Raw genomic sequence first — 21,425 nt, forward strand, 5'->3', positions numbered from 1 at the left:
TGATCGTCCCGAGGGGACAGAAGTTCGTCAGAACCGTTGTCAGGCAACGTCTGGCGCGCGCGACGCACGTACGCACACACACGCACGCGTAGGACGCGAGTGCGCGAGGATCCGCGCGTCTGACGTCAATTGACGTCGGGCCTGCGCGTGATCACGATGTGTGAGCGGCGCGTCAGCCTGTGCGGCGCAGGATCGACGACCGGTCACGCGAGTTCCGCAACCCGTTGTCCGCGGTGAGGAACAGCTCGGTGACCCGCCGTTTGCAGGTGATCAGCCTGGGTTGGTCGACGTCGGCCGCGCGCGTCTCGATCGCCCGTTCCAGCCGGGCTTTGTCGTCGGCGACCTTGTTCGCCCCGTGGTTGAGCAGCACGTCCAGCACGGTCTCGCGGATGCGGTCGGCGTCGGCCAGCTGCTCACCGGTCAGCGGCGCGGCGTAAAGGATCGAGACCAGGTCCTCGAACCGCAACGGGATGTTGAACCGCGCGGCGATCACCGTCGGGCCGCGCCCGCTAACCCGGAACCGTGCCGAGAGCTCGACACCCTCCTTGCCCAGGTGTGCGCGCATCACGCCACCTCCTGCGGCAGGGTGGAGGCGACACGTCCGGCCGCGACCTGCGCTGCCGAGAGCCACAGCGGAACCGGCTGCTGTAGTCCGGTGGCCAGCACCGTGTCTGCCATGGACTCGCAGGCACGCAACCGGTCGACGTCCAACCACATAGCCGGGCATTGCCGGGCCTGTCGGATGCCGTCTGCGAGCGTGGCGACCTCGCAATGCGGGTCGCTCACCACGCTGGGCGTAGGCGCGCAGCTGTTCCACCGGCCGGGTCGCCGCGTCGAACGGCGCGACGTAGAGCACCGCCACCAGCGTGTCCCGGTCCACCTCGACAGCGGGCCGGAAACCCAGCTCCACCTGCGAGCGCCCGTACAGCGCGCACAGCAGACGCTGGTAGAACTCGCTGGGCAGTGTGTCGTCGTTCTCCCAGCGCGCCACCATCCGGATCATGCTGGCATCGCCCGGCAGGTTCTCGCCCTCCCGCGCGGCCACGGCACGCAGCTTGCGCACCATCGTGGTCCGTGACCAGCCACCCGCACCCCGAGCCTGCTTCAGCGCGGTCATCACGCCACCTCCCACGGCGCCGTACCGCTGATGGCCGGGAGCGTGCGAGGCGACCGCAGGGCGTGCACACACAGCGTCGCGGCGGCCTGCGCACAGGCCTGGTAGCGGTCCGCGCTGTTCCACCACTCCGGGAACAGGACCCGGTCCTCGTTCGTGGCGGTGCCGAGAGCGAGCCGCTGGAACAGCGCCTTGGTGGCCAGGTCGAGCGCCCTAGCGTAGTCCAGGCCCTCGGTGAGGACGCCGTGGAACGCCAGCTCCGCCAGCTCGTCCACGTCCTCGGGCAGCTCACCGTTCGCGACGTGTAGCGCTGCGGCGATCTCGCCGTCACCGAGCACGAGCGGCCATCGGTGGCCGGCGGCGTAGAACCGCACCCGCTGCACCTCGGTCAGGTACTCGTCCAGCACGGGCCGGTCCCGCTCGTAGGCGGACAGCTCGACCTGCGGCACGAACCCAGAAGCGTTGGCAGCCATCAGAATCACACCCCGTCGTCCTCGGAGTCGAGCACCTCGGTACCTGGTCGCGTGAACTGCCGGGATCGCCAGCCCTCGCGGGTCTGCCACACCTCGAACACCGCCTTCGCGCCAACGAAGCCGTGCACCTCGTCGTCCTCGGCCAGCGCGTCCCACACCTGCGGCGTCAGGCGCAATCGATCCGCGACCACACTCGCCACGTGCTGCGGCAGCTCGTGAAACCGCGACTGGGCAAGGGAACGACCGATGCGCGGGTTGGTGTCGGCGAACCGGAACGCGAGCGGCGGGGAGACGAACTGCGCGCGCCGGCACGCCGTCCGTGCGTTCGTCGTCTGGACGACCGCGGTGCTCATGCGGTCACCAGCTCTCGTGCCGCCGTGCGCTGCCGACGGCGCTCGGCAAGCTCACGGCGTCGGAGCACCATCAGTCGGTCGATCGACGCCCCTAGAGCGTCAAGGCCCTCACGCAACGCGTGGCAGTCCTCACGAGTGATCGAAGCGGTCGGCATCTCAGGCCACCTCCGCCGTGATCACGGGGCGGATGGTGCACGCCTCCACGTACTCGCTGATGGCCTGGCCGGAGACGCGCACCGCGCCTGCACCCTCACCCATCCGAACCGCGCGGAGCTTGCCCGATTCCACTGCTCGGTAGATCGTCGCCTGAGAGACGTCCAACATGTCTGACACTGCCTTGACCCGGTACAGCCGGGTAGCCTCAACCTGCATCGTCGCGCTCCAACGTGTCCGATGTGCGCCCCGGCTGGTGTTCCCGCACCGGTCGGGTCTTCCGTGTTCTGCGGCCTGAGACGACCGCGACAAGAGAAAACTTAGCCAACGTAGCCAACATGGTCAACTAGGCACGGCATGGTCATCATCGTTGGCTAGGTTGTAGCCTTGCTGACGTGCTGAAACTCGACCCGAACGACTCGCGTGCGCCGTTCCAGCAGATTGCCGACCACTTTCGCCGCGCCATCGCGGCAGGGGACTTTGCTCCTGGTGACAAGCTGCCGAGTCACGGCAAGATCGCCGGTGAAGTCGGCGTGGCTGTCGGCACCGTCAAGCACGCGTTTTCGATGCTGCAAAGCGAAGGCCTGATCGTGACGAGGCAGGGGCAGGGTGCGTTTGTGCGTACCAAGCCACTTCCTGAGGCTGCCGACGAAGCCGTGATCGCGAACCTTCAGCGCGCCGTTGAGGCACTGACCGCGCGCGTTGAGGCTGTCGAGCGCAGGCTGGAGGAGAGCTAGCGCGCTCTGCTCCTGCGTGCTGGTGTGGGCTGTAGTTGCTGTGTTCACGTTGACTACGTTCCATCGAAACCAAACGACTTCACAGTGTCATGATCGGGGTCACTTCCGTAACGTGGTGATGCGGCCGTATCACCACGTGACACTGGTCGTGTCCCCTCCCGCAGGTGCCACACTCGGAGGAGACGGCACTCGATCGCAGGGGAGCGGGCATGGGTGAGCAGCTGCCAGAGTGGGCAAGGCGCATTCGCGCACTCCGCGAGGCGCGCGGCATGTCCCAGGTAGCCGCGGCTGAGGCCATGCGTCGCCACGCCGATCGACAGTTGCCCGCTTCTGAACATCTTGAGCGGCGCTGGAAAGCTTGGGAGCGCGGCGACAACAAGCCACGCAAGGACGGCTACGCCCCGCTCATCGCGGGCGCCCTCGGCACGGTAACCGCCGCGATCTTCCCTCCAGAGGGTCAGCCGGCGGCCACGGACCTGCTCACCGTCACGGGCATGGACACGCTGGAGATCGTCAGCCGGTTGCAGGTGTCGGACCTCAACGAAGCTACGATGGACGGCTTGCGCATCACGGTCGACAAGCTGTGTTCGGAGTACGCGAGCCAGCCCGCTTCGGAGTTGATCGTTGAGGGGCGGCAGTGGCTACGCCGCATTGTGGAAATGCAAGAGCAGCGACGGAGCTTCAGGCAGCGCCGCGACACCTTGGAACTCGCGGGTTGGCTGGCTCTGCTAGTCGGCTGCCTGGAGTACGACCTGGGGGACCGGCGTGCTGCCGAAGCCACCCGCCAGGTGGCGCTCAGTCTCGGCAAAGACGTTGGCAGTCCCGGCATCCTCGGATGGGCTCACGAAATGCGAGCCTGGTTTGCCCTGACGTCAAACGACTATCGAAGCGTGCTTGCCGCTGCCGACGCCGGCGTCGCCGCTGCGGGCAACCACAGTGTGGCCGTCCAGCTCGTTGCCCAGCAGGCGAAGGCTCTTGCACGCATGGGGCGCGAGGACGAGATGACCGCGACGCTTGAACGCGGCCGTGTGCTCCTGGACGGCATGCCTTACCCCGAGAACACCGACAACCACTTCGTAGTAGATCCGCTCAAGTTCGACTTCTATGCAATGGATTGCTATCGCCACACCGGAAACGACCGGCTGGCAAGGGCTCTGGCTGATGAAGTGATCCGAGGCGCGACCGACTACACCGGTCGGGCGCGAGCGCCGATGCGCATCGCTGAAGCGCGCATCACGCTCGGTGTTGCAGCGGCACGCGAAGGGGACCTTGAGGAGGCCCTCGATCACGGTCGCCGCGCTCTCTCTGGCGACCGGAAGTCGTTGCCCTCGTTGGCGATGGTCTCGCAAGATCTCGCCGACGTGCTGGCGCACCAGTTCACGGGTGAGGAAGCCGCGGAGGAGTACCTCGCGCAGCTGCGGGATATCCGGCGACCGACGTGACGACCGAGCTGACTTCGTCTTGCTGCAACATGGGCGGAGCGGAGTAGCCGCGACTTTGGCCAGGCGCCTTGAGCTACAGGTGTTTTCGCTGATCGGCCGCGACCGGGTCGCCGTCGGCTGGGCGGCCGGTGACGCGACCGGGGCCGACTGCCCGGCTACGTGGGCGTAGCGCGCGAGCGTGAATCTGGGCGGGCTCTGAGTCGCCCTGTGGCGCCGCATGGATGGAGCGCCGGTCGCGTCCGGCTGCCTTGACTATGCGCAGCCGACACGGGGCCTCTCATGCTGCTGGGCTGTGATCCCCCCGGATGTTGGAGCATCCCTGGGCTGGGCAAGTGGTGTGCCATCGCCCTACTCATCAGCCGCCTGCCATTGTCGATCTTGGGTAGCGGGATCCGTCGCGTCTGCATTTGTGGAACTCGTCAGTCTTTGCGAGGAGCTCAACGTCGTCACCGACCGAATTGGCGCTATAGAGCGTGGCTAGCTGGTCACTGCGACCACGCGTATAACCGAGTAGCGGAGCAGTTCCTGCATGAGCACCAACGAGCGATGCAGGAACTTGGCGCCATCAGGTGTCTGGAGGCACGCTGTATAGAACGCCATCGGTTAAGTGGCCGATGTCAAGCGCGGTACAGCTCAACTGCTACGGGGCAAATAATGTATCCGACGGAGGCCGTCATTCAACATCTTGGCTAAATCGACAGCTCAAGCGGATTCTCCTTCTTGTGTGTCATGGCGGAGGGAGTGAGGGCGTGGGTAAAAAACCTCGTAAGCGTAGGGCGAATGCCGTCCGAATTTGCGTAGGAGCATCTGGGTCACATGGCAGCTTGATGCCTCACTGCCTTGTGCATGCAGCGTTATTCCTGGCAGCGAAACTCGATTATAACTTGTTCTTGATGGTTCTGGCCGCCGTTGTAAGCGTATCTGCCAGCCGCTTTTTGTGCAGTTTGTTAAATAGATTGGAGTACGCGGCGGTATGTGCGCGTGAAAAATCGAAAAGGCGAAGGAAGCGTAATGATTGAGCACTACATCACGAACTCGGCGCGTCAGCATGTGACACCGACCTTTCAGGTTGATCGAATCGATTCAACTCATCAACCTAGCGGAAACCGATATGTGCGAGACGTTGTTCGGCACCCCGGTGGAGCGTGCATCGTACCCATAGACGGTGACCAGGTGATCTGTGTAGAGCAGTACCGCCCTGCGCTAGAACGAACTGTGCTTGAGATTCCTGGTGGCCGGATTAACCAGGGAGAGTCACCGGAGGAGGCAGCTGTTCGAGAGCTTAGGGAGGAGGCAGGTTACGTCGCCGAGAACGCGTCCTTGATGATGGTCTGTCATGCCGTTCCAGATTTCTCTGATTGGAAAGCCTACCTATTCGTCTCGACTAATGTCAGGCTTGAAACTCGTACGCATCTAGACTCGGAGATTCCGACGAAGGTTCGCCCCATCTCGTTCGGAGATGTGGATAGACTAATTGAGGAGGGAGCCCTCTTTGATGCCAAAACGGTGATTGGCCTGCTTCTTGCGAGAAGCTACTGTGTATAATTTGGTCACGTGCATTGTTGATGCATGCGGCTGGCAAAATACGGTAACTAGGAGCTGCGAGTGGGAAGCCCGTCTTTGCGAGAATCGGACCAGTTTGCCAATCACTGGTGGTGGCGTCCTGGATGGAGGACTGGCCGACGAATGTATACGTTCTTTCTGACCTTCGAAGATGATTTGAGATCATCTGAGAATGTCCAGTATTCATACCGGGCACTAGCTAATGCTCCTGAACTTGACATCGTCAGGCCACGTTGGATGCACATAACTGTTCAAGGCGTTGGATTCGTCGATGAAGTCGAACCGCTTGCTATCGAAAAGTTGACAGGAGTTATCCGGCAGAAGCTGTGCTCTGTCGGACCCCTGTGCATGACACTGGGGCCTGCAGTGGTGGCGCAAGAAGGAGTGGTTCTTCTAACTTCTCACACGGTCGAGATGCAGCGTTTGCAGGCGATTCTGCGGGATGGAATAGCCGAGGTCCTCAGTGAAAAGGAGTCAGGCTTCGGAGCACCGCTCGAGCCGCATGTTACTTTGGCCTATAGCCATGGCGTTGGATCAACGGAAGGTGTGAAGTCCTCATTGCGAGGTTCTGAGGAATTGTTTCACCAGGTCACCTTCAATAGTATACGGCTCGTGATCCTTGGGCGAGATGATCAGACTTACACATGGACGACGGCGGCGAAGATACCACTCGAATAGTTGCTGTCAGATGCGCCGGCCGACGTGTACTCTCACGGTATCCGAATTTGGTATGTGCGAGTGGTTGGTGGAGGCCGGCAATGGCCAAGCTTGGTCGCAAGTTGCTACCCATGGAGAACCCTGTCACCGGTCGGCAGCGGTTCGCGTGGCTAGTGCGCGCTATCCGGGCTTTCCACGACGATCCTGAAGTCCGAGAGACGGAAAAGTTTGCACTTTCCCTAAGTCGTTTCTTGGATGAGAGCTTAAAGCCAGCTACGCTCAACCGCCTTGAGAATGGAGATCTAGACTTTAGCGTAGAGCGGTGTATCGCGTACGAGAACGCTCTCGGGCTTGAGCGGAACCTGCTCTTGAGCGTCTATGTCTACGTGATTAGGGGGGGATGGCCAGGTTCCTCGCGGTAAACGCCTCAAAGTTCGTGAGGCAGATGTAGTGGACCTTGAGCTCATCTATCGCCTTGGCCGTGAGGAGCCCATTGAGGCCGTTGAGTGGCTGGGCCTTTCCTTTCTATATCGCAGTCGCCCTGACTTGTTTGCAAATTCTGCACGCTTGCGCTTGGCGCTTTTTGAAGGTGTTCTGCGAGACTTGGCCAGCACATACGAGAAGGATCAACGCCTTATGCGTGAGGCCCTCATCAATATTGGTGATGAACTCGCGCCTCTGATTGTAGAGAACGTAACTGCGGATTCGGTTCGGTATTTCACTGCCGTGGAAGCGTTAGGTCACATGCACGGCCAAAAGTCTTGGGAGGGCTTGGTAGCACTTAGGGAGCACGTTCAAGACAACTGGGCGGCACAGTCAATTCTCGAATCGGTGAGTCGCAGAGTGCGGAACTCCAAGCAACTCGCTTGCGCAGATGCTAGCTCGGTAAGGTATCTTTTTGAGCACGCCGTGAAGATCCTGGGCGATCCAGAAGAGCTGTTCTATGCGCGAGAAGCTGCTGCAGATTTCGTGCGGATACCGGGATTTGTTATTGCGGGAAAACAACGGGCTTACCTTGATGCGTCTCGTCAGGACCTCAGGCAGCTGGTACTACGTCCTTCGTCCTTTCGTCCGGAGGACGTGATAGGCGATATTCTTAGGCGCTTCGCGCGTTCGCTTAATGCTTCGCGGGATGCTAGAGAGATCCCTCTTCGTGTTCCAGGATTGAGTAAGATTCTGCAGAAAGCAATTTTCTCCTCAAATCGTGAAGAGAGGATGGCTCTGGCTACACTTCTAGCTGCATGGAATCTCTCGCCGCCTGCAGTGCAAGCTGCAGGGGAAGTGCTTCTCAGTATCCCCAGCGATGAGTATGGAACGTCTCGCTCGATTGTTCGGTGTTTAACAAAGATTCGATCTGATGAAATGTATCCATACTTCAATCGCCTGCTTCAGAGGCCTTCTCTTGAGGAGAACATTCGTTTATGTCTTGCCTGGGCGCTTGGGCTCGGCAGAGATCCTGACGACATCAACTCGTTGACGATGCTCTATCGTACTACTCGAAGTCGCGCTACCAAGCGTGCGCTTTCGACAGCCGCATTTCGCCGAGGTGCTGAGTCTTTGCTGGAAGATATAAGTCGCGACTCCGATAGCAGTGTTTCGCGCGGTGCGATGCTGGCACTTTCGGACCTTTTGAAGCGGCCACGGGATAGTGCATAGACACTAGTGCTGGTTGGGACACTGGCCGTGGGTCGTGGTGAGGTAGGTCGTGCTCGCGTGTTGTGTCGGTGGTGTCTGATACCTCTTGGGGATGTTCGTCTATGGGGGAACCGTCCGAGAGACCACCGCCGTCCTGGAAGCAGCACCGACGGCGTTCGTCGATGCGTGCAGCAAGTCTTTCAGCAGGCTCTATGGGAAGCCACCAGGCGCTGCGGAGCGGTCAAGCTGGGAGAAGAGCTGGCCCGAGCTGCTGAGGGCGCTCATGCAGGCTGGCTTGGGTGAGCTGCGTCTGTTCTTGGAGTACGAGTTGCCGGGTAGTGGACAGCGGGTGGACGCCTTGCTGTTGGGGCTCGCGCGGACGGCGGGCTGACCGCGGTCGTCGTGGAGTTGAAGCAATGGACGACGCTCGACTCGACATCGTCCGTGTTGGTCTGGGTGCTCGGATCCCAGTACACGCATCCGTGCCGACAGGCGGCGGGATACGTGTCCTACTTCGGTAGCTGGATCAACGAGCCGGACCTTCGGTTGGTGACCTGTGGCGTGGCTTATCTCCACGGTGCTGGGCGTGAGCTGGTGAATCGCTTACGGGACGCGGTGGCGAACAGCGCTGGCAGCAAGGACGTTGTCCTGTTCGGGCGTGACGACGTCGCGGACGCTGAGCCGGCCGCGTTGTCCAGGATGTTCGCGGCCGACAACCTGCGACCACCCGAGGCGTCGCAGGTGTCGCGGTTTCTCACCGCTCGTCACCAGCCCTCAGGCGGTTTACTGGCACGTCTGAACGACACGTTGGCAGGTAACCCTGCTTTCCGGCTGGTCGGTGGCCAACAGCAGGCTCATCTGCACGTTCTGGAGGTGGTGCTCAAGGCTCAAAACGAACGTCGCAAGCACCTGATCATCGTGTCCGGCGGCCCTGGTACCGGGAAGACGGTGATCGCGGCGCGTTTGGTCGCCGACATCAAGCGCACCGTCGGCGGCGGGGTCTACGGTTGCTACCTCACTCCGTCGGGAACGTTGCACAAGCAGCTCAAACGGGCGGCCACGCTCCCCGACGCGGAGGGTTTGTTCATCCATGTCGACGGGTTCGCGCGGCACGCGGGCAACGCGGTGGTGCCCTTGGTCGACGAAGCCCAGAGACTGCGGCGCAACGCACGCCACGTCGAGCGCATGCTCAAGCGCACGAGGGTATGCGTGGTGTTCCTGGACGAGCGGCAGATCATCCGGCCCAACGAGGGATACACGGTGACAGAGCTGCAGCAGGAAGCGGATCGCCTCGGCGCCGTGTCGACCCACATCGACTTGGTCAGCCAGTTCCGCTGCGGCGGCTCCCAGCGCTACCTGACGTGGCTTGAGCAGCTGCTCTTCGGTCACGCGACCGCCACGCGGTAGACGCCGTCGGAGTATGACCTGGGCGTCGCGTCCTCGCCCGAGGCGCTGGGCGAGTGGGTCGAGCAGCACACCCGCGAAGGCCGTACCGCCCGCATCACAGCGGGCTTCTGTTGGTCGTGGACGACCGACCCGGATGGCAGCGGCTCGCTGGTCGATGACGTGTCGATCCCCTGGACTGATCCGGAGGGGGTCGAACGCACGTGGCGCAGGCCGTGGAACGCCATGAAGGAACTGCGGAACGGCGACGGCCTGGTCCCGAAAAGCCAGTTCTGGGCAACGGATCAGGGTGGACACCGTCAGATCGGCTGCATCTACACAGCACAGGGCCTGGAGTACGACTACGGGGCCGTCATCTTCGGCCCCGACTTGGTCCGCCGCGGTGACCGCTGGGTGGTCGACCCGAAGACGAACGAAGATCGTTCCATGAAGGACATCGATTCCCGTCTCTATCCGCGCTTGGCGGCGAACATCTACTGGGTGCTCGCCACCCGAGCCACCCGCGGCTGTTGGCTGTACTCGGTCGACGAGGAAACCCAGGCGTTCCTGACGACCCTGCTCCAGCCCACCGTCGAATCCTGATCGCAGACCGGTTGCCGATACCGCTCTCGGTGGTCGCGGGTCGATGCACGGACAGGCCCGCTACCGGGCGGGGACTTGATACTCGAAACGGACCGCACGGAGGTGTTCTTCTGCCGGTGTCCAATCGGAGAGCAGTCGGATGCGACCCGCGCTTGTCTGGTATCCGTCCCCGACGCGCTCGACGACAATGTCGCTCACGACGAACAGGTCCATCGAGACGTAACCTCGAGCGTGGTCGACCTCGTTGATGGTGAGTTCGACCGAACTTCCCGCCCCCGTGGTTCCCTTGACCTCCACGCGTCGCTCCTGCTCGCCACGCCGGCAACGAAGGTCATATGGCTTTCCCAGGACCTCGACCTCCCAGCCCTCGGCCAAGTAGTGCTCCTGGGCCAGTTTCATGGCGTGCTGCTCGATAGCCATCCGCTTCGCCGGATCTGCGACACGCCCTGGCCCAGACTGGCGCCCACGTCGCCGCGTACCCCGCGAGGGCACCTCGTCCACGCCGGGAACGTCCCGGACGCGTACTTGAACTGGTGCGGCGGGATCGGTTGGCAACGTGACAGCGTCGTGCAGCCCTGCTACGACGAACAGTGAGGTCGGATCGAAACTCGTCAGCTTGCCCAGCCCTCGGTCCGTGCCCGAGAGCCGGATCTTGTCGCTGGCGTGGGCAGGCAACGGACCGGTTGAGCCCAGGGGAGTGTCTTCCAGGACCGCCAAGGGTTCGATGCCGAACCTGAGGGGGTACTTGACCCGTTTTTCCTCGACTTCGTCCGGCCAATGCGGTGCGGCAGCCTCGTAGAAGCCTCCGACGGCCTGGCAGATGTAGAGAGTGGCGGTGCTGTGGAACCAGTCCTGGGCCTGCACTCGAGGGGCCGCACCGGTCGCCAGGATCACGAAGTCGAAGCTGGAGCCTGCGAAGTCCTCGTGGACTTGCGGGAATCCCCAGGTGCGTGTTTCCAAGCCGTGTTCGAGGTTGCGCTGCGCGGGCTTGCCCTGCGGCACGTGGACCATCAAGAACGTGGCAGGCCTCGGGGGTGCTTCAACGGTGAAACCCAGACCGCGCAGGTGAGGCACGACCGCGTGTAGTCCGCCGCTGAACTCGCCGGCGGTAAGCGGTCTCCCTGCTGTGAACTTGTGCGCTACTCCGAAGATCGCCTTCGAGTCGTATCGGTGCCCGTTATGCACAAGCTCGTAGCCGCGGGCTGGATGGAAGCCGTAGTCGGCTAGAAACGCAGACCTGCCCCTGTTGTCGCACTCGGCCATGGCTGCGAGCACGTCAGCCTTCGTCACGTCGGTGTAGCTCATGATCGGCAGGATAGGGCTGCGTACCGACAGAACTGACGACATCGTCTACGTAGCGGACCACACCGGGCTCGTCGCTGGCCACGTTGACCAGAGCATGTGGTGTCTCGAAATGATGCTCGAAACTACGAGGTTGGGCTGCCTGACCTTATTGGCGGTCGCCAGTCGGGCAACCTGAGCCCCGCAACCGAAGGCGATGCTGATCTTCCTCACTGCTCATGCTTAACACGATCTCATGCGACTGCGGTGAGCTTCCTTTCCTACAGTTCACCCCCGAACGCGGTACCCAGCAGCGCGGAGCGGAACGACTTCTCGAGTTCGTCCCGACGCCGCGCCAGGCGGTCCAGCTCGGCGACCCCCTTGCCGAGCACGGCCGCGACGCGACGCTGCTCAGCAAGCTCGGGCATCGGGACCAGGATGGCCAGGAAATCGGATTCCGCGACGCGCATGCGGCCTGTCGACCCGCGAGGGGTGAAATGCCCCCAGAGTTCCTGCCAGAGCAGCAGGTTCTCCAGGTACCCCGTGTCGCAGACCTCGCGATCGATCGCGAAGGTGCGGTACTCGTCCGACACGAACGCGCCAGCGAAGGAATCGGGCACGATGGCCAGTCCTCCTTCCCAGGCGCTGAGGCGGGCGAAGACGACCTGGCCGGACGACAACCTGGCCAGTTTCTTGTACGAGATCTCGCTTCCTGGGCGCATGCCGCGATCGATCAGCCCTCGCCCTGATGAGCGCAGGCCCGCCATTCGGTACTCGGACCCTGGTGCGACTTCGACGACCTCGCGCACGGGCGTGAGGAAGTCGCTCATCGGCCGTTCCGGGTAGTGCTTGGCAGGGGCATCGGAACCGAGGTCGGCCTGCAGCGCGGTGAACACCGCGGAAATGCTGTCCTGAATCCCCACGAGGTGCTCCAGCGAGTCGCGCGCCGACGACCGCCCTGCGCGTTTCCTGAGGTCGGCGCGTCGGAGGTCGAGGTTGAACCCGTCGGCTCGCAGTCGGGCGATCGGGACGGACCACGCGCGATCGTTCTCCACCCGCTTCGGAAGGTCCGGACCACTCGACCACGAGATCACCTCGTCGAACCCTTCGACACCCATTGGAGTGGCCTTGTCGGGAGCCTTCCTCCCCCGAGGAGGAACTTCGTAGAACCACGTCTCCTGGGTCGCCCAGTCGTCGTCATCGACCACCATGGACGCGGGTTTGTCGTCTGCGCGCTTCTTGAAGAACACCAGGTTCACCGGAATCGCCGTGTTGGGCGCAAACAGACCACCGGGCAGTCGTACCACGGTGTGCAGTTCACACTCCTTAAGAAGCCTTTCCTTGATGCGTGCGCCAACGCCGTCGGCGAATAAGAACGCGTTGGGCACGATGAGGCCGCAGCGCCCACCCGGCTTGAGCAGGTCCAGAACCTGGACGACGAAAAGCCAGAACCGGTCCCTCGTTTGAATGCGCTCGGGGAACGCCTGCGCCGTTTCAACCGTCCCCCCGAACGGTGGGTTGGCCAGCACCACGTCGAACCGCCCGCCGGCCACGGGGTCGTGGCGCGTCACGGAGAGGGAATCCCCAAGGTGGATTCGCGACGCGTTGGCACCGTGCAGGGCGAGATTCAGCGTCGAGAGCAGGTAGGGCACCTGCCTCTCTTCGACACCGACGACAGATCCCGGCGGCCGCATCGACCTGGGTTCGCCGCGGTGGAAGTGGTCCAGGACCTCCGTCAGGAACCCCCCGGTTCCTGCGGCGGGGTTCAGCACGCTTTCGCCGGGTGTAGGGGCGACCAGTCGCGTGACGAGGTGGATCAGTGACCGGGGGGTGTAGTACTCGCCGAAACCGTTTCCCCTGCTCCAGAACCCTTCGAGCAACGACTCGTAGAGGGCCGCTGCCTTGTGCACGTCCTCGTCTGATGAGAAGGGCGCTCTGTCGAGCCCCTTCAGCGCCTCATCGATCCGGGCACCGGCGCGCAACCGGTCCCTGAGTTCTTCGAAGAGACGCTCGAGCCCGTTCGCGGCGGCGCTTCGTGCCCCCAACGCGCGGAGCCCAGGCAGCAGGTGATCGTCAATGAACCCGACCGAGGACTCGTTGGTGGATCGATCGCCCACCAGGTTCGGCCGCGCGCGCTCCTCCCGAGGGGCGAGTCGGTCGGCCTCGGCATTCCGCTCCCGTTCGCCGTCGACCGCCTCTTCCGGGCGGATCTCCTTCGGCATGGTTCCCTCCTTCGACATCGAAGGTGATCAGGTTGCCAGAGACCACCGACAAGCGGTCCCGCTCCGCGCTACTTGTCAGGTCATCAAGTGAGATTGAGCATGTGGACCGCGTGTGGACCAGAAACTCAGCGATGGCAGCGAAACCTGAAGTCGTGGACAAGTTAGTGGACTGCAGACACGCTGTTTTCCCAGGTAGGCAGCTACCCGGACGTCCTGGGTGTCAAGGGGTCGCAGGTTCAAATCCTGTCGTCCCGACGGCCAATGACCAGCGGGTTTACCTTTCGAGGTAGACCCGCTGGTGTCGTTTTTGCCCGATTGTGGTCGCAAAGTGGTCGCGCTACGCCACCTCAGCTTCTTTCAACGCCGTCTCGATCGCCTTCACTGCGTCGAGTGCAACGTGCCGGAGCAGGTGGCCGTAGATCTCCGTTGTCGTCGACAAGGTCGAATGGCGCAGCGTCTTGGACGCCATGGCCAGTGGAACTTGCGAGCTGAGCATGGTGGTCGCGGCGAAGTGACGCAGGTCGTGGACGCGGATTCTGGGCAGTCCTGCCTGCTCGGTGAGCTTGTGGAGTCGGTGCAGGACGTACTCCGGACGTAGTGGTTGTCCTCCGCGTCGGGTGAACACCAGCGCGCGGTTGGGTTGGCGCCCGGCTTGATTCTGAAGCGCGGCGGCCACCCTGTCGGAGAGCCCGACCCAAGCGAGGCTGCTCTTGGTCTTGGGAGTCGTGAAGACTGGCGTGGAGTTGTTGACGTTGGACAACGTCTGGCGGACGAAGAGCACGTGCTCGTCGAGGTGGACGTCGGCCCAGTGCAGGGCGAGCGCCTCGCCCCTTGCGCATGCCGGTGCCGCTGATCAATTCGAAGAGGTTGGTCAACGGTTCGTTGTGGTCAGCGCAATATTTGAGGAATTTCGCAGCCTCTGCGGGCGACCAGCACACCGGCTCGTACTTCGTGGGACGGGTGACAGACACATACTTGGCCGCGTTGTACGGCAGGCGGTGCTGCCGTACGGCGTCGCCCAGCGCGCTGGACAGTGTCGCGAGGCAGCGGCGCAGTGTGGTGTGTCCGCGGCCGGCTTCCAGTTGGTTGCGGACATAGAGAACGACGTGCTGGTGGGAGAGATCTTCGAGTCTGATCAAGCCGATGTGCGGAATCAGGTCTTTGTGGACGTACGCGTGGTAGTTCGCCATGGTGGTCGGCTTAAGTGTCGACGCCTTGCCGCGCAACCAACCCAAGAGGTAGTCGGCGACTGTCTGCCGGTCTTCGATGACGATGCCAGTGCGCTCGTACTCAAGCACCTTGCTCAGTGCGACTTGAGCGTCTGTTTTGGTCGTGAAACTGCTGCGACGTCGTGTTCGACGCTTACCGTCGAGCGTCGGTAGATCAACAGCGTAGGTCCAGCTTCCGTGCTTGCGGTTGGCCAGCTTCGGGCAGCGAGCGCCAAACTGGCGGCCGTCAGCGTCGCGGCAAGCGCAACGGCGATAGACGCGGCCACGGTTCGGATTCTTCATGACGAGTTCCTCCGGTTCCCTGCTCATCTGCTCCTGGTGAGCAGCGCAAGACCGGAGCATGGGCCGGATGCGACCACTGTGCGACCACAGGTTGCGTCGTTGCTGGTCAGGCTGATGTCACTTGTGACCATGACAGGTGTGGCGCGCCTGTAGTGCCCAGCAGCAGCGTGCCTATTTCCCATCGACAAGCGTGAACAATGCCTTCGTACAACCCAGCAGACGCGACAGCGTCGGGTGGGCACGGGAACTCCGCGTCTGGCAGGTGATGGCCGCGCAGTTGCTGCACGCCACCGTGATCTCGCTGATCATGGGCGTCGGCATCACGTACTTCCAGAGCCTCGACCCCGGCCGCCGATGTTGCGGCCTGGTCGGGCTTTGAGTCGCGGATTGGCGGGACGGGGTTTCGGCCAGAGCTGCGGGTCTCGTGGCCGGTTTTCAGAAGGTGGCGCAGGCGCGCAGAGTCCGTCCCAGTCTTGATCGTAGTCTCCAACGCAAGATCGTTCGTTTAGGTGTTTCTGGTCTTGTCGGAGTTTCTTAGATCTTCAACGATCTGCTGCACAGCTTCTTTGATTCCGTCGTTCACGGGAACGTCGTACACCGACACCCGCACATTCCACCGCCCTGCGACGGCGTGCACCGACAGTTCCTGGTCTTTTGACCGGCTGACTTCGCACGACTTGGTCGCGGAGTCCAGCAATCCGCTGGTGCAGAGCATTGGGGTGAGTCGCTCGGACTCCTCTTGGCTTGCATAGGCGACGAGCCCGGGGCTGAGTACCTTTTTCCCGGTCGAGACGAAGACCTGGCAGCTGTCAGCCTCCTCGGAGTTCACCTGCGAGACCTCGAAGCCCTTGGTGATGACCGCTAGTGGTTCGGGCTTCAGCAGGCCGGGGCAGCCCGATTCGACCTTGTCGGGCAGGCCGGCGGGCACGCCGGTGCCGCACGCGGTCACGAGCGCGAGTACAGCCAGCACGCCTGGGAATCTGATTTTCAATTGTTCCCTCACTTCTGGGGCCTCATTGTGCGGCGCGGCGTGACATGGTCGCGCGCTGTGTCAGTGCGGGTGGGGGCTGCCACGTGCTGTAGGCCCGCCTGGTGCCACACGGGTGTGGCATCAGGACCCCTTGAGACTGGAGGGGACGTTCGCTGTCATGCTCTTCTTCCTCAGGTAGCGCCCTGTACTCGCTCTCACCCGTTCGACCTCATTGTCATTTGCTATCTGAGCAGGCAGACTGCCGTTCGGCTGGGTGGGGTTCGCGTGTTGTCGGGGGACATGCGCGGGTAGCGGGGGGCTTTACTTGACACGCGTCGGGGTGGCGCAGGGCTTTGTCCTGCGCGTGTTCTTGTCGTTCGCGGTTGTGGTTGCGGTGTTGGCGGTGCCCGCGCGGGTTGGTGCGGCTGAGCCGGAGTGCGTGGACGTACAGCCGACGGAGCCGGCGGCGGTGGAGATGGCGTCGCGTTGTGGTCGCCGTGTGGAGATTCTCGCGTCGCGGTCGGAGTCGGAGCAGACGTTCGCGAAGCCCGGTGGTGGATACACGACTGAGCAGTCGGTGGAGCCGCGGTGGGCGCGCAAGGACGACGGTTCGTGGGCGCGGGTCGACACCGAGCTGCGTCTGACGGGCACGGCGGTGAGACCTGTGGCGGCCGTGTTGCCTGTGGAGTTCTCGGCTGGGGGAACGGGACCTGCGGCGCGGTTGCGTGATGGTGATCGTGAGTTGTCGATCACGTGGCCGCTCGGGCCGTTGCCGGAGCCGGCGCTGTCTGGTTCGTCGGCGACCTATGCCGAAGTGCTGCCAGGCGTGGACTTGAAGCTCACTGCTTCGCCGAAGGGGTTTTCGGAGACCTTGGTGGTGAAGAACAGGGAGGCCGCGGACAACGAGAACCTGGCCAGGGTCACGTTCGGGTTCGCGGCGAGCGGTGTCACCACGCATGCGGCTGGTGGTGGGCTGGAGGCGAAGGACGCGTCGGGTCGCGTCATGTTCGCGTCGCCGACGCCGATGATGTGGGACTCGAGCGGCCAGGGAGTACCTGGGGTCTCGGCGAAGGCGGTGTTCGACGAGCCGCGCCGGACGGCGGCGATGCCGGTCAGTGTGGCGAATGGTGAGATCTCTGTTGTTCCGGACGCCGCGATGCTCAAGCACACGGCTACCCGGTACCCGGTGATGATCGACCCTTCGTGGACCGGCCATGTGCGGGGCAACGAGTGGACGCTGGTGTCCAGCAAGGAACCGGGCGATGCGTTCTGGCAGGGGCGCAACAGGCAGGGCTCCGACTACCTGTACAACTCCGGCGTCATCGGTGCCGCAGGTACTGGCCTCACCTGTGACTCGGTCTCGCAGACCGGCACGTGCCTGAGCCCTACCTACAACGTCCGCTCGTACTTCCGCATGGATCTCAGCGCGGTCAAGGGCAAGAGCATCACTGGCGCGTCATTCCGCATCGAGCAGAAGTGGTCGTTCACCTGCAGCCCCAATTCCGACGCGACGGTGCGCGTGACGAACTGGTTCGACGGCACCACCACCTGGAACAACCAGCCGGGCTGGTTGTGGGGTGATCCGTGGGCCTCGACGAAGCCCGCCAACCGCAAGCACGGCGCGGAGCACGGCTGCGCTGGGCCAGGAGACGTCGAGTTCCCTCTCACTGGCGCGGTGGCCCATGGCGCGAGCCAGAACTGGGACTGGGTCAACGTCGTGCTGCACGTCAACGAGGGCACCGTCAAGTCCTGGAAGCGCTTCAACCCAGGGTCCGCAGTGCTGGCCATCGACTACAACTCCATCCCGCACACGCCGGACCCGGTAACCGTGGACGGCAAGGCGTGCGCGACCGGCGCCGGCCGCCCTGCCGTGCCGACCGCGACGCCGACGATTCGCGGCCGGGTGAGTGATCCAGACGGCTCGGACACGATGAAAGCCCGCTTTGAGTGGCGGCGCATCCGCCCGAACGGCACGCACGGCCCGATCACGAGCCTTGAAAATACGCCGTGGGGGAACGGCACGACCGCCGAGCAGACGATTCCCAAGTCGGACAGCACTGTGACCACGGGTGTGGTCGAGGGGACGGACACACTGGTCGGCACCGGTGACTGGGACAACGATGGCAAGCCGGACCTGATCTACCGCGACCTCGACGGCTATCTCTACATGATGCCGACTGCGGAAACGCCTGCCGGCTGGCGGTCCGGTGACCGCGTGCTGATCGGCACCGGATGGAGCGGCTACACGATCGCGGGCCTCGCCGACTGGGACAAGGACGGCAAGACCGACATTGTCGCGCGGGAGGACGCCACCGGCAGGCTCCTGCTGTATCCCGGTGAGGGCAAGCGCGGCCCGTCGGCCATCCCGCCCGTGCCGATCGGCGGCGGCTGGGGCGGCTTCACCTTCGCGGGCGTCGCCGATTACGACCGCGACAGCAAGCAGGACGTGATCACCAGGGATTCAGCGAACGTCCTCTGGCTGTACCCAGGCGACGGCAACCGCGCGCAACCCACCGCGGATCGGGTGTCGCTGGGCGCCGGCTGGGACAACTTCACCTACTACGGTGTCATCGACCGCACCGGTGACGGCGCACCCGACGTCATCGCCGAGTGGGGCGACGTTCTTTGGCTGTACAAGGGCATTGGTGCGCGGACGCCTCAGTCAGGCAGTTACGTGCGCTGGCAGATCGGCGCCGGCTGGCAGGGCGCCACGGCCAGGACGATCGCCGACTTCAACTCCGACGGCGCACCCGACATCGTCGCCAAGGTCCGCTGGTCGGACAACTGGTACCTCTACCCCGGTGTCATCGGCACCACCAACGGCGGTGAACCGTGGACCATCGCGGCCCGCGGCATCACCACCGGCGACTACGCCTACCGAGTGACAGCCGGGGACCATTCGTTGTGGGGCCCGGCATCGGGCTGGTGTGAGTTCTCGGTCGACACCGTCGCGCCCGATGCTCCGACGTTCAGCTCGTCTGTTTACAAGACGACGGGTTGCGCGCCCGAGGGCTGTGGTTCGCTCGGTGTCGCGGACACCTTCACGTTCTCCAGCACGTCGGCGGACGTCGTGAAGTACCGCTGGGGCTTCACCGATCCGCCCGTAGAGGAGATCGTCGCGGACAAGTCGGCGCGCTGGACACCTCCATCGGGAGGTCCGAAGACGCTGTTCGTCTACGCCGTCGACAAGGCGGGTCTCGCCACCCGCAGCACCTTCCAGTTCACCGTGGCGGGCCCCAAGCCCCACGACGCCGAGTGGTTCGCCGGTGATGACCCGGCCCTCGACACCACTGACAACGGTCACGTCCTGGCGCTGACCGGGCTCGACCCCGCTCGTGGCGGCCGCGCGGTCGGCGGGCAGACGTCCGTCGGGTTCACCGGATCGACCGCGGCCGGCGCGACGACCGGCAAGGTGCTCGACACGAGCAGGGGCTTCTCCGTCTCCGCGTGGGTTCGCCTGGGCAACGACACGGCGAACCGCACTGTCGTGAGCCAGCAGGGCGCCACGAGCTCGGCGTTCCGGCTCGGCTACGACTTGGTGTCGCACAAGTGGACCTTCTCGTTGGCGGAGAACGACGCCGTGAACGCAGTGCAGAAGACAGCTATCTCCGACGCTCCGGCGGTCCAGGGCGTGTGGACGCACCTGACCGGCACCTACGACGACTCCGCCCGCGAGGTCCGGCTGTACGTCGACGGTGCGTTGCAGCGGCAGATCGCGGTCGGCGGGGCGTTCAACGCCGCCGGTCAGGTGTGGATCGGCAAGGCGCTGCGCAACGGAGTGGCCGCCGAGCCGTGGCTGGGCGACCTGGCGGAGATGCGCGCATGGAACCGCACGATCACCCCACAGGAGATCGAGCTGATGGCCAACGCCTACGAGGTCGGGCGCTGGATGTTCGACGAGGGCACGGGATCGATCGCTGGCGACTACACGCCGTTCCGCAGGGCGCTGAAGCTCAACCTCGCCGCGGGCGCCAAGTGGGGTGACGGCTACGGCGGCCGCCACAGCCTGGAGCTCAACGGTGGCGGTGGTTTCGCCAGCACAAACGAGCAGGTGCTCAACACCGACCAGTCGTTCACAGTCGACGTGTGGGCCAAGCTCAGCGGCATCGGTACCGCTCGCACGGTCGTCGTCCAGCATGGTCCGTCCACTGTGGATCCGTTCCTGTTGAGGTACGACGGTTCACAGTGGAGTGCCGAGATGCCGAACGCGTCGGTGAGCCCGTCGACGTGGTGGCGGGCCAAGGCTTCCGCGACCGCGGGCACGTGGACGCGCCTCGTGGTCAACTACGACGCCAACGCGCGCACGCTCAAGCTCAGCACCGGTGTCGACGGCACCCCTGTGGCGCTGAAGAGCACCGTGACCGGTGTCGCCGGCTGGAACTCGACGGGTGTGTTGTCGGTCGGCCGCAGCAGCGCGGGCGAGTACTTCAACGGCAGCATCGACGAACTGAAGGTATGGCAGGGAGTCATCGCGCCCGAGACGCCGGTGTCGACGACGCTCAAGGGTGCGTCGATCTCGGGCGATCGCAACGACGAGATCATCTCGGTGTCGAACGACGGGCGCGTCCACGCGCACCTCAACGTTGACGGTGCGTACCCGCACAACGGGCAGCTGGTCGGCTCCGGCTGGCCGAAGGACCGCACCTGGTTCGCCGACATCGACGGTGACGGCAAGTCCGAGATCATCGGTGTCGAGCCGGACGGCCGCATCAAGGCGTTCAAGAACGTCAACGGAATGAACGGTTTCCCGTACGCCGACCAGATCTTCATCGGTTCGGCGCCTGGCGAGACGAAGCGGATCAGGTTCGCGGACATCGACGGCGACGGCAGGGACGACCGCATCTCGATCGACGACGACGGACGGGTTCGCGTGTACCGCAACCTGTACGGCATGAACGACCGTGGCCAGTCCACGGCGTTCTCGACCACCCCGGTGATCGTGAAGGTCACGGGTGCCGCGCCGGAAACGGTCCGGTTCGCCGACATCGACGGTGACGGGAAAGCCGAGTTCATCACGGTGAACCCCGACGAACGCCAGAGCGTGTGGGCCTACCGCAACCTCGGCGGCCTCGGCTTCGGCACCTACGACACACCGCAGGAGATCGGTTCGGGCTGGGCACCTCAGCTGACGCACTTCGCCGACATCACTGGCGACGGCAAGGCGGAGATCATCGGGGTCTGGTCGGACGGTTCGGTCTGGTCGTTCACGAACTACCACGGCTTGACCTCCTTCCCTTACGCGGAGCGCAAGCTGATCGGCTCGGGTTGGGTCGATCCGGCTAGCGTCTTCTTCAGCTAGTCCGCGGTCTTCCACCTCACTTCTGGAGT

The 21,425-nt window shown here is 63.7% G+C and carries 16 protein-coding genes and 2 pseudogenes; 9 read left to right on the top strand and 9 right to left on the bottom strand.

Features of this window, described 5'->3' with window-relative positions; all coding sequences use genetic code 11:
- Nucleotides 1–172: 172 nt before the first annotated feature.
- From DFR72_RS45090 to DFR72_RS30595, 4 genes are all read right to left on the bottom strand, one after another.
- A complete protein-coding gene (locus DFR72_RS45090; RefSeq protein WP_143086866.1) occupies nucleotides 173–1,117 on the bottom strand; it encodes an ATP-dependent Clp protease adaptor ClpS in 945 nt (314 codons plus the stop codon).
- Entirely contained in the window at nucleotides 1,117–1,587 is a 471-nt protein-coding gene (locus tag DFR72_RS30585) for a hypothetical protein (RefSeq protein WP_143086867.1), read from the bottom strand. The genes DFR72_RS45090 and DFR72_RS30585 overlap by 1 nt, the downstream gene beginning before the upstream one ends.
- A 5-nt stretch (nucleotides 1,588–1,592) precedes the next feature.
- Nucleotides 1,593–1,940 carry a hypothetical protein gene (locus DFR72_RS30590; protein ID WP_090069491.1) on the bottom strand — a complete coding sequence of 116 codons (348 nt, stop codon included), beginning with the start codon at nucleotides 1,938–1,940 and terminating at the stop codon, nucleotides 1,593–1,595.
- Between the two features lie 156 nt (nucleotides 1,941–2,096).
- Entirely contained in the window at nucleotides 2,097–2,312 is a 216-nt protein-coding gene (locus tag DFR72_RS30595; protein WP_090069493.1) for a helix-turn-helix domain-containing protein, read from the bottom strand.
- A 176-nt stretch (nucleotides 2,313–2,488) separates the two neighbouring features.
- Between DFR72_RS30595 and DFR72_RS30600 the strand changes: the two genes are divergently transcribed.
- The 7 genes and pseudogenes from DFR72_RS30600 (at nucleotide 2,489) to DFR72_RS47180 (ending at nucleotide 10,113) form a co-directional block, all read left to right on the top strand.
- Nucleotides 2,489–2,830: a GntR family transcriptional regulator gene (locus DFR72_RS30600; protein ID WP_090069495.1), complete on the top strand. Its 342-nt coding sequence runs from the start codon at nucleotides 2,489–2,491 to the stop codon at nucleotides 2,828–2,830.
- Nucleotides 2,831–3,039: 209 nt separating this feature from the next.
- The gene (locus DFR72_RS30605) at nucleotides 3,040–4,272 is read left to right on the top strand and encodes a helix-turn-helix domain-containing protein (RefSeq protein WP_177224614.1); all 1,233 of its coding nucleotides are present in this window, start codon (nucleotides 3,040–3,042) and stop codon (nucleotides 4,270–4,272) included.
- Between the two features lie 1,011 nt (nucleotides 4,273–5,283).
- Nucleotides 5,284–5,817 carry an NUDIX hydrolase gene (locus DFR72_RS30610; RefSeq protein ID WP_090069497.1) on the top strand — a complete coding sequence of 178 codons (534 nt, stop codon included), beginning with the start codon at nucleotides 5,284–5,286 and terminating at the stop codon, nucleotides 5,815–5,817.
- A gap of 141 nt (nucleotides 5,818–5,958) precedes the next feature.
- Nucleotides 5,959–6,513, top strand: a complete 555-nt coding sequence (locus DFR72_RS30615; protein ID WP_090069498.1) for a 2'-5' RNA ligase family protein — start codon at nucleotides 5,959–5,961, stop codon at nucleotides 6,511–6,513.
- A 429-nt stretch (nucleotides 6,514–6,942) separates the two neighbouring features.
- Nucleotides 6,943–8,148 (top strand): hypothetical protein, encoded by a 1,206-nt coding sequence (locus DFR72_RS45095; RefSeq protein ID WP_147290344.1) that lies wholly within the window; start codon nucleotides 6,943–6,945, stop codon nucleotides 8,146–8,148.
- Nucleotides 8,149–8,233: 85 nt separating this feature from the next.
- Nucleotides 8,234–8,518, top strand: a complete 285-nt coding sequence (locus DFR72_RS30620) for a hypothetical protein (RefSeq protein WP_143086869.1) — start codon at nucleotides 8,234–8,236, stop codon at nucleotides 8,516–8,518.
- Nucleotides 8,519–8,826: 308 nt separating this feature from the next.
- Nucleotides 8,827–10,113 (top strand): annotated as a pseudogene (locus tag DFR72_RS47180) (DNA/RNA helicase domain-containing protein).
- Nucleotides 10,114–10,173: 60 nt separating this feature from the next.
- On the opposite strand, the gene DFR72_RS30635 reads toward DFR72_RS47180, so the two are convergent.
- The 4 genes and pseudogenes from DFR72_RS30635 to DFR72_RS47980 all read right to left on the bottom strand — a co-directional run.
- Nucleotides 10,174–11,418, bottom strand: coding sequence for a ScoMcrA-related endonuclease (locus DFR72_RS30635; protein WP_211335587.1), 1,245 nt, complete (start codon nucleotides 11,416–11,418; stop codon nucleotides 10,174–10,176).
- A gap of 257 nt (nucleotides 11,419–11,675) precedes the next feature.
- A complete protein-coding gene (locus DFR72_RS30645) occupies nucleotides 11,676–13,616 on the bottom strand; it encodes an N-6 DNA methylase (RefSeq protein ID WP_170176462.1) in 1,941 nt (646 codons plus the stop codon).
- A 337-nt stretch (nucleotides 13,617–13,953) separates the two neighbouring features.
- Nucleotides 13,954–14,397: a tyrosine-type recombinase/integrase gene (locus DFR72_RS47185; protein ID WP_245983653.1), complete on the bottom strand. Its 444-nt coding sequence runs from the start codon at nucleotides 14,395–14,397 to the stop codon at nucleotides 13,954–13,956.
- A gap of 382 nt (nucleotides 14,398–14,779) precedes the next feature.
- A pseudogene (locus DFR72_RS47980) lies at nucleotides 14,780–15,187 on the bottom strand (Arm DNA-binding domain-containing protein); the annotation flags it as partial.
- Between the two features lie 130 nt (nucleotides 15,188–15,317).
- Between DFR72_RS47980 and DFR72_RS30660 the strand changes: the two are divergent.
- Complete coding sequence (locus DFR72_RS30660) at nucleotides 15,318–15,506, top strand: hypothetical protein (RefSeq protein WP_114773807.1); 189 nt, start codon at nucleotides 15,318–15,320, stop codon at nucleotides 15,504–15,506.
- Nucleotides 15,507–15,632: 126 nt separating this feature from the next.
- Here the strand turns inward: DFR72_RS30660 and DFR72_RS30665 are convergent, their stop codons facing one another.
- Nucleotides 15,633–16,097, bottom strand: coding sequence for a hypothetical protein (locus DFR72_RS30665; protein ID WP_090069508.1), 465 nt, complete (start codon nucleotides 16,095–16,097; stop codon nucleotides 15,633–15,635).
- Between the two features lie 499 nt (nucleotides 16,098–16,596).
- Between DFR72_RS30665 and DFR72_RS30670 the strand changes: the two genes are divergently transcribed.
- Nucleotides 16,597–21,396, top strand: a complete 4,800-nt coding sequence (locus DFR72_RS30670; RefSeq protein ID WP_170176464.1) for a LamG-like jellyroll fold domain-containing protein — start codon at nucleotides 16,597–16,599, stop codon at nucleotides 21,394–21,396.
- Nucleotides 21,397–21,425 lie beyond the last annotated feature (29 nt).

This window comes from Lentzea flaviverrucosa (assembly GCF_003350445.1).
Classification (GTDB): domain Bacteria; phylum Actinomycetota; class Actinomycetes; order Mycobacteriales; family Pseudonocardiaceae; genus Lentzea; species Lentzea californiensis.

Bases quoted from the DNA above. Each gene is read 5' to 3' on its own strand.
- DFR72_RS45090 (WP_143086866.1), bottom strand. From the start codon at position 1,117: ATGACCGCGCTGAAGCAGGCTCGGGGTGCGGGTGGCTGGTCACGGACC.
- DFR72_RS30585 (WP_143086867.1), bottom strand. From the start codon at position 1,587: ATGGCTGCCAACGCTTCTGGGTTCGTGCCGCAGGTCGAGCTGTCCGCC.
- DFR72_RS30590 (WP_090069491.1), bottom strand. From the start codon at position 1,940: ATGAGCACCGCGGTCGTCCAGACGACGAACGCACGGACGGCGTGCCGG.
- DFR72_RS30595 (WP_090069493.1), bottom strand. From the start codon at position 2,312: ATGCAGGTTGAGGCTACCCGGCTGTACCGGGTCAAGGCAGTGTCAGAC.
- DFR72_RS30605 (WP_177224614.1), top strand. From the start codon at position 3,040: ATGGGTGAGCAGCTGCCAGAGTGGGCAAGGCGCATTCGCGCACTCCGC.
- DFR72_RS30610 (WP_090069497.1), top strand. From the start codon at position 5,284: ATGATTGAGCACTACATCACGAACTCGGCGCGTCAGCATGTGACACCG.
- DFR72_RS30615 (WP_090069498.1), top strand. From the start codon at position 5,959: ATGTATACGTTCTTTCTGACCTTCGAAGATGATTTGAGATCATCTGAG.
- DFR72_RS30635 (WP_211335587.1), bottom strand. From the start codon at position 11,418: ATGAGCTACACCGACGTGACGAAGGCTGACGTGCTCGCAGCCATGGCC.
- DFR72_RS30645 (WP_170176462.1), bottom strand. From the start codon at position 13,616: ATGCCGAAGGAGATCCGCCCGGAAGAGGCGGTCGACGGCGAACGGGAG.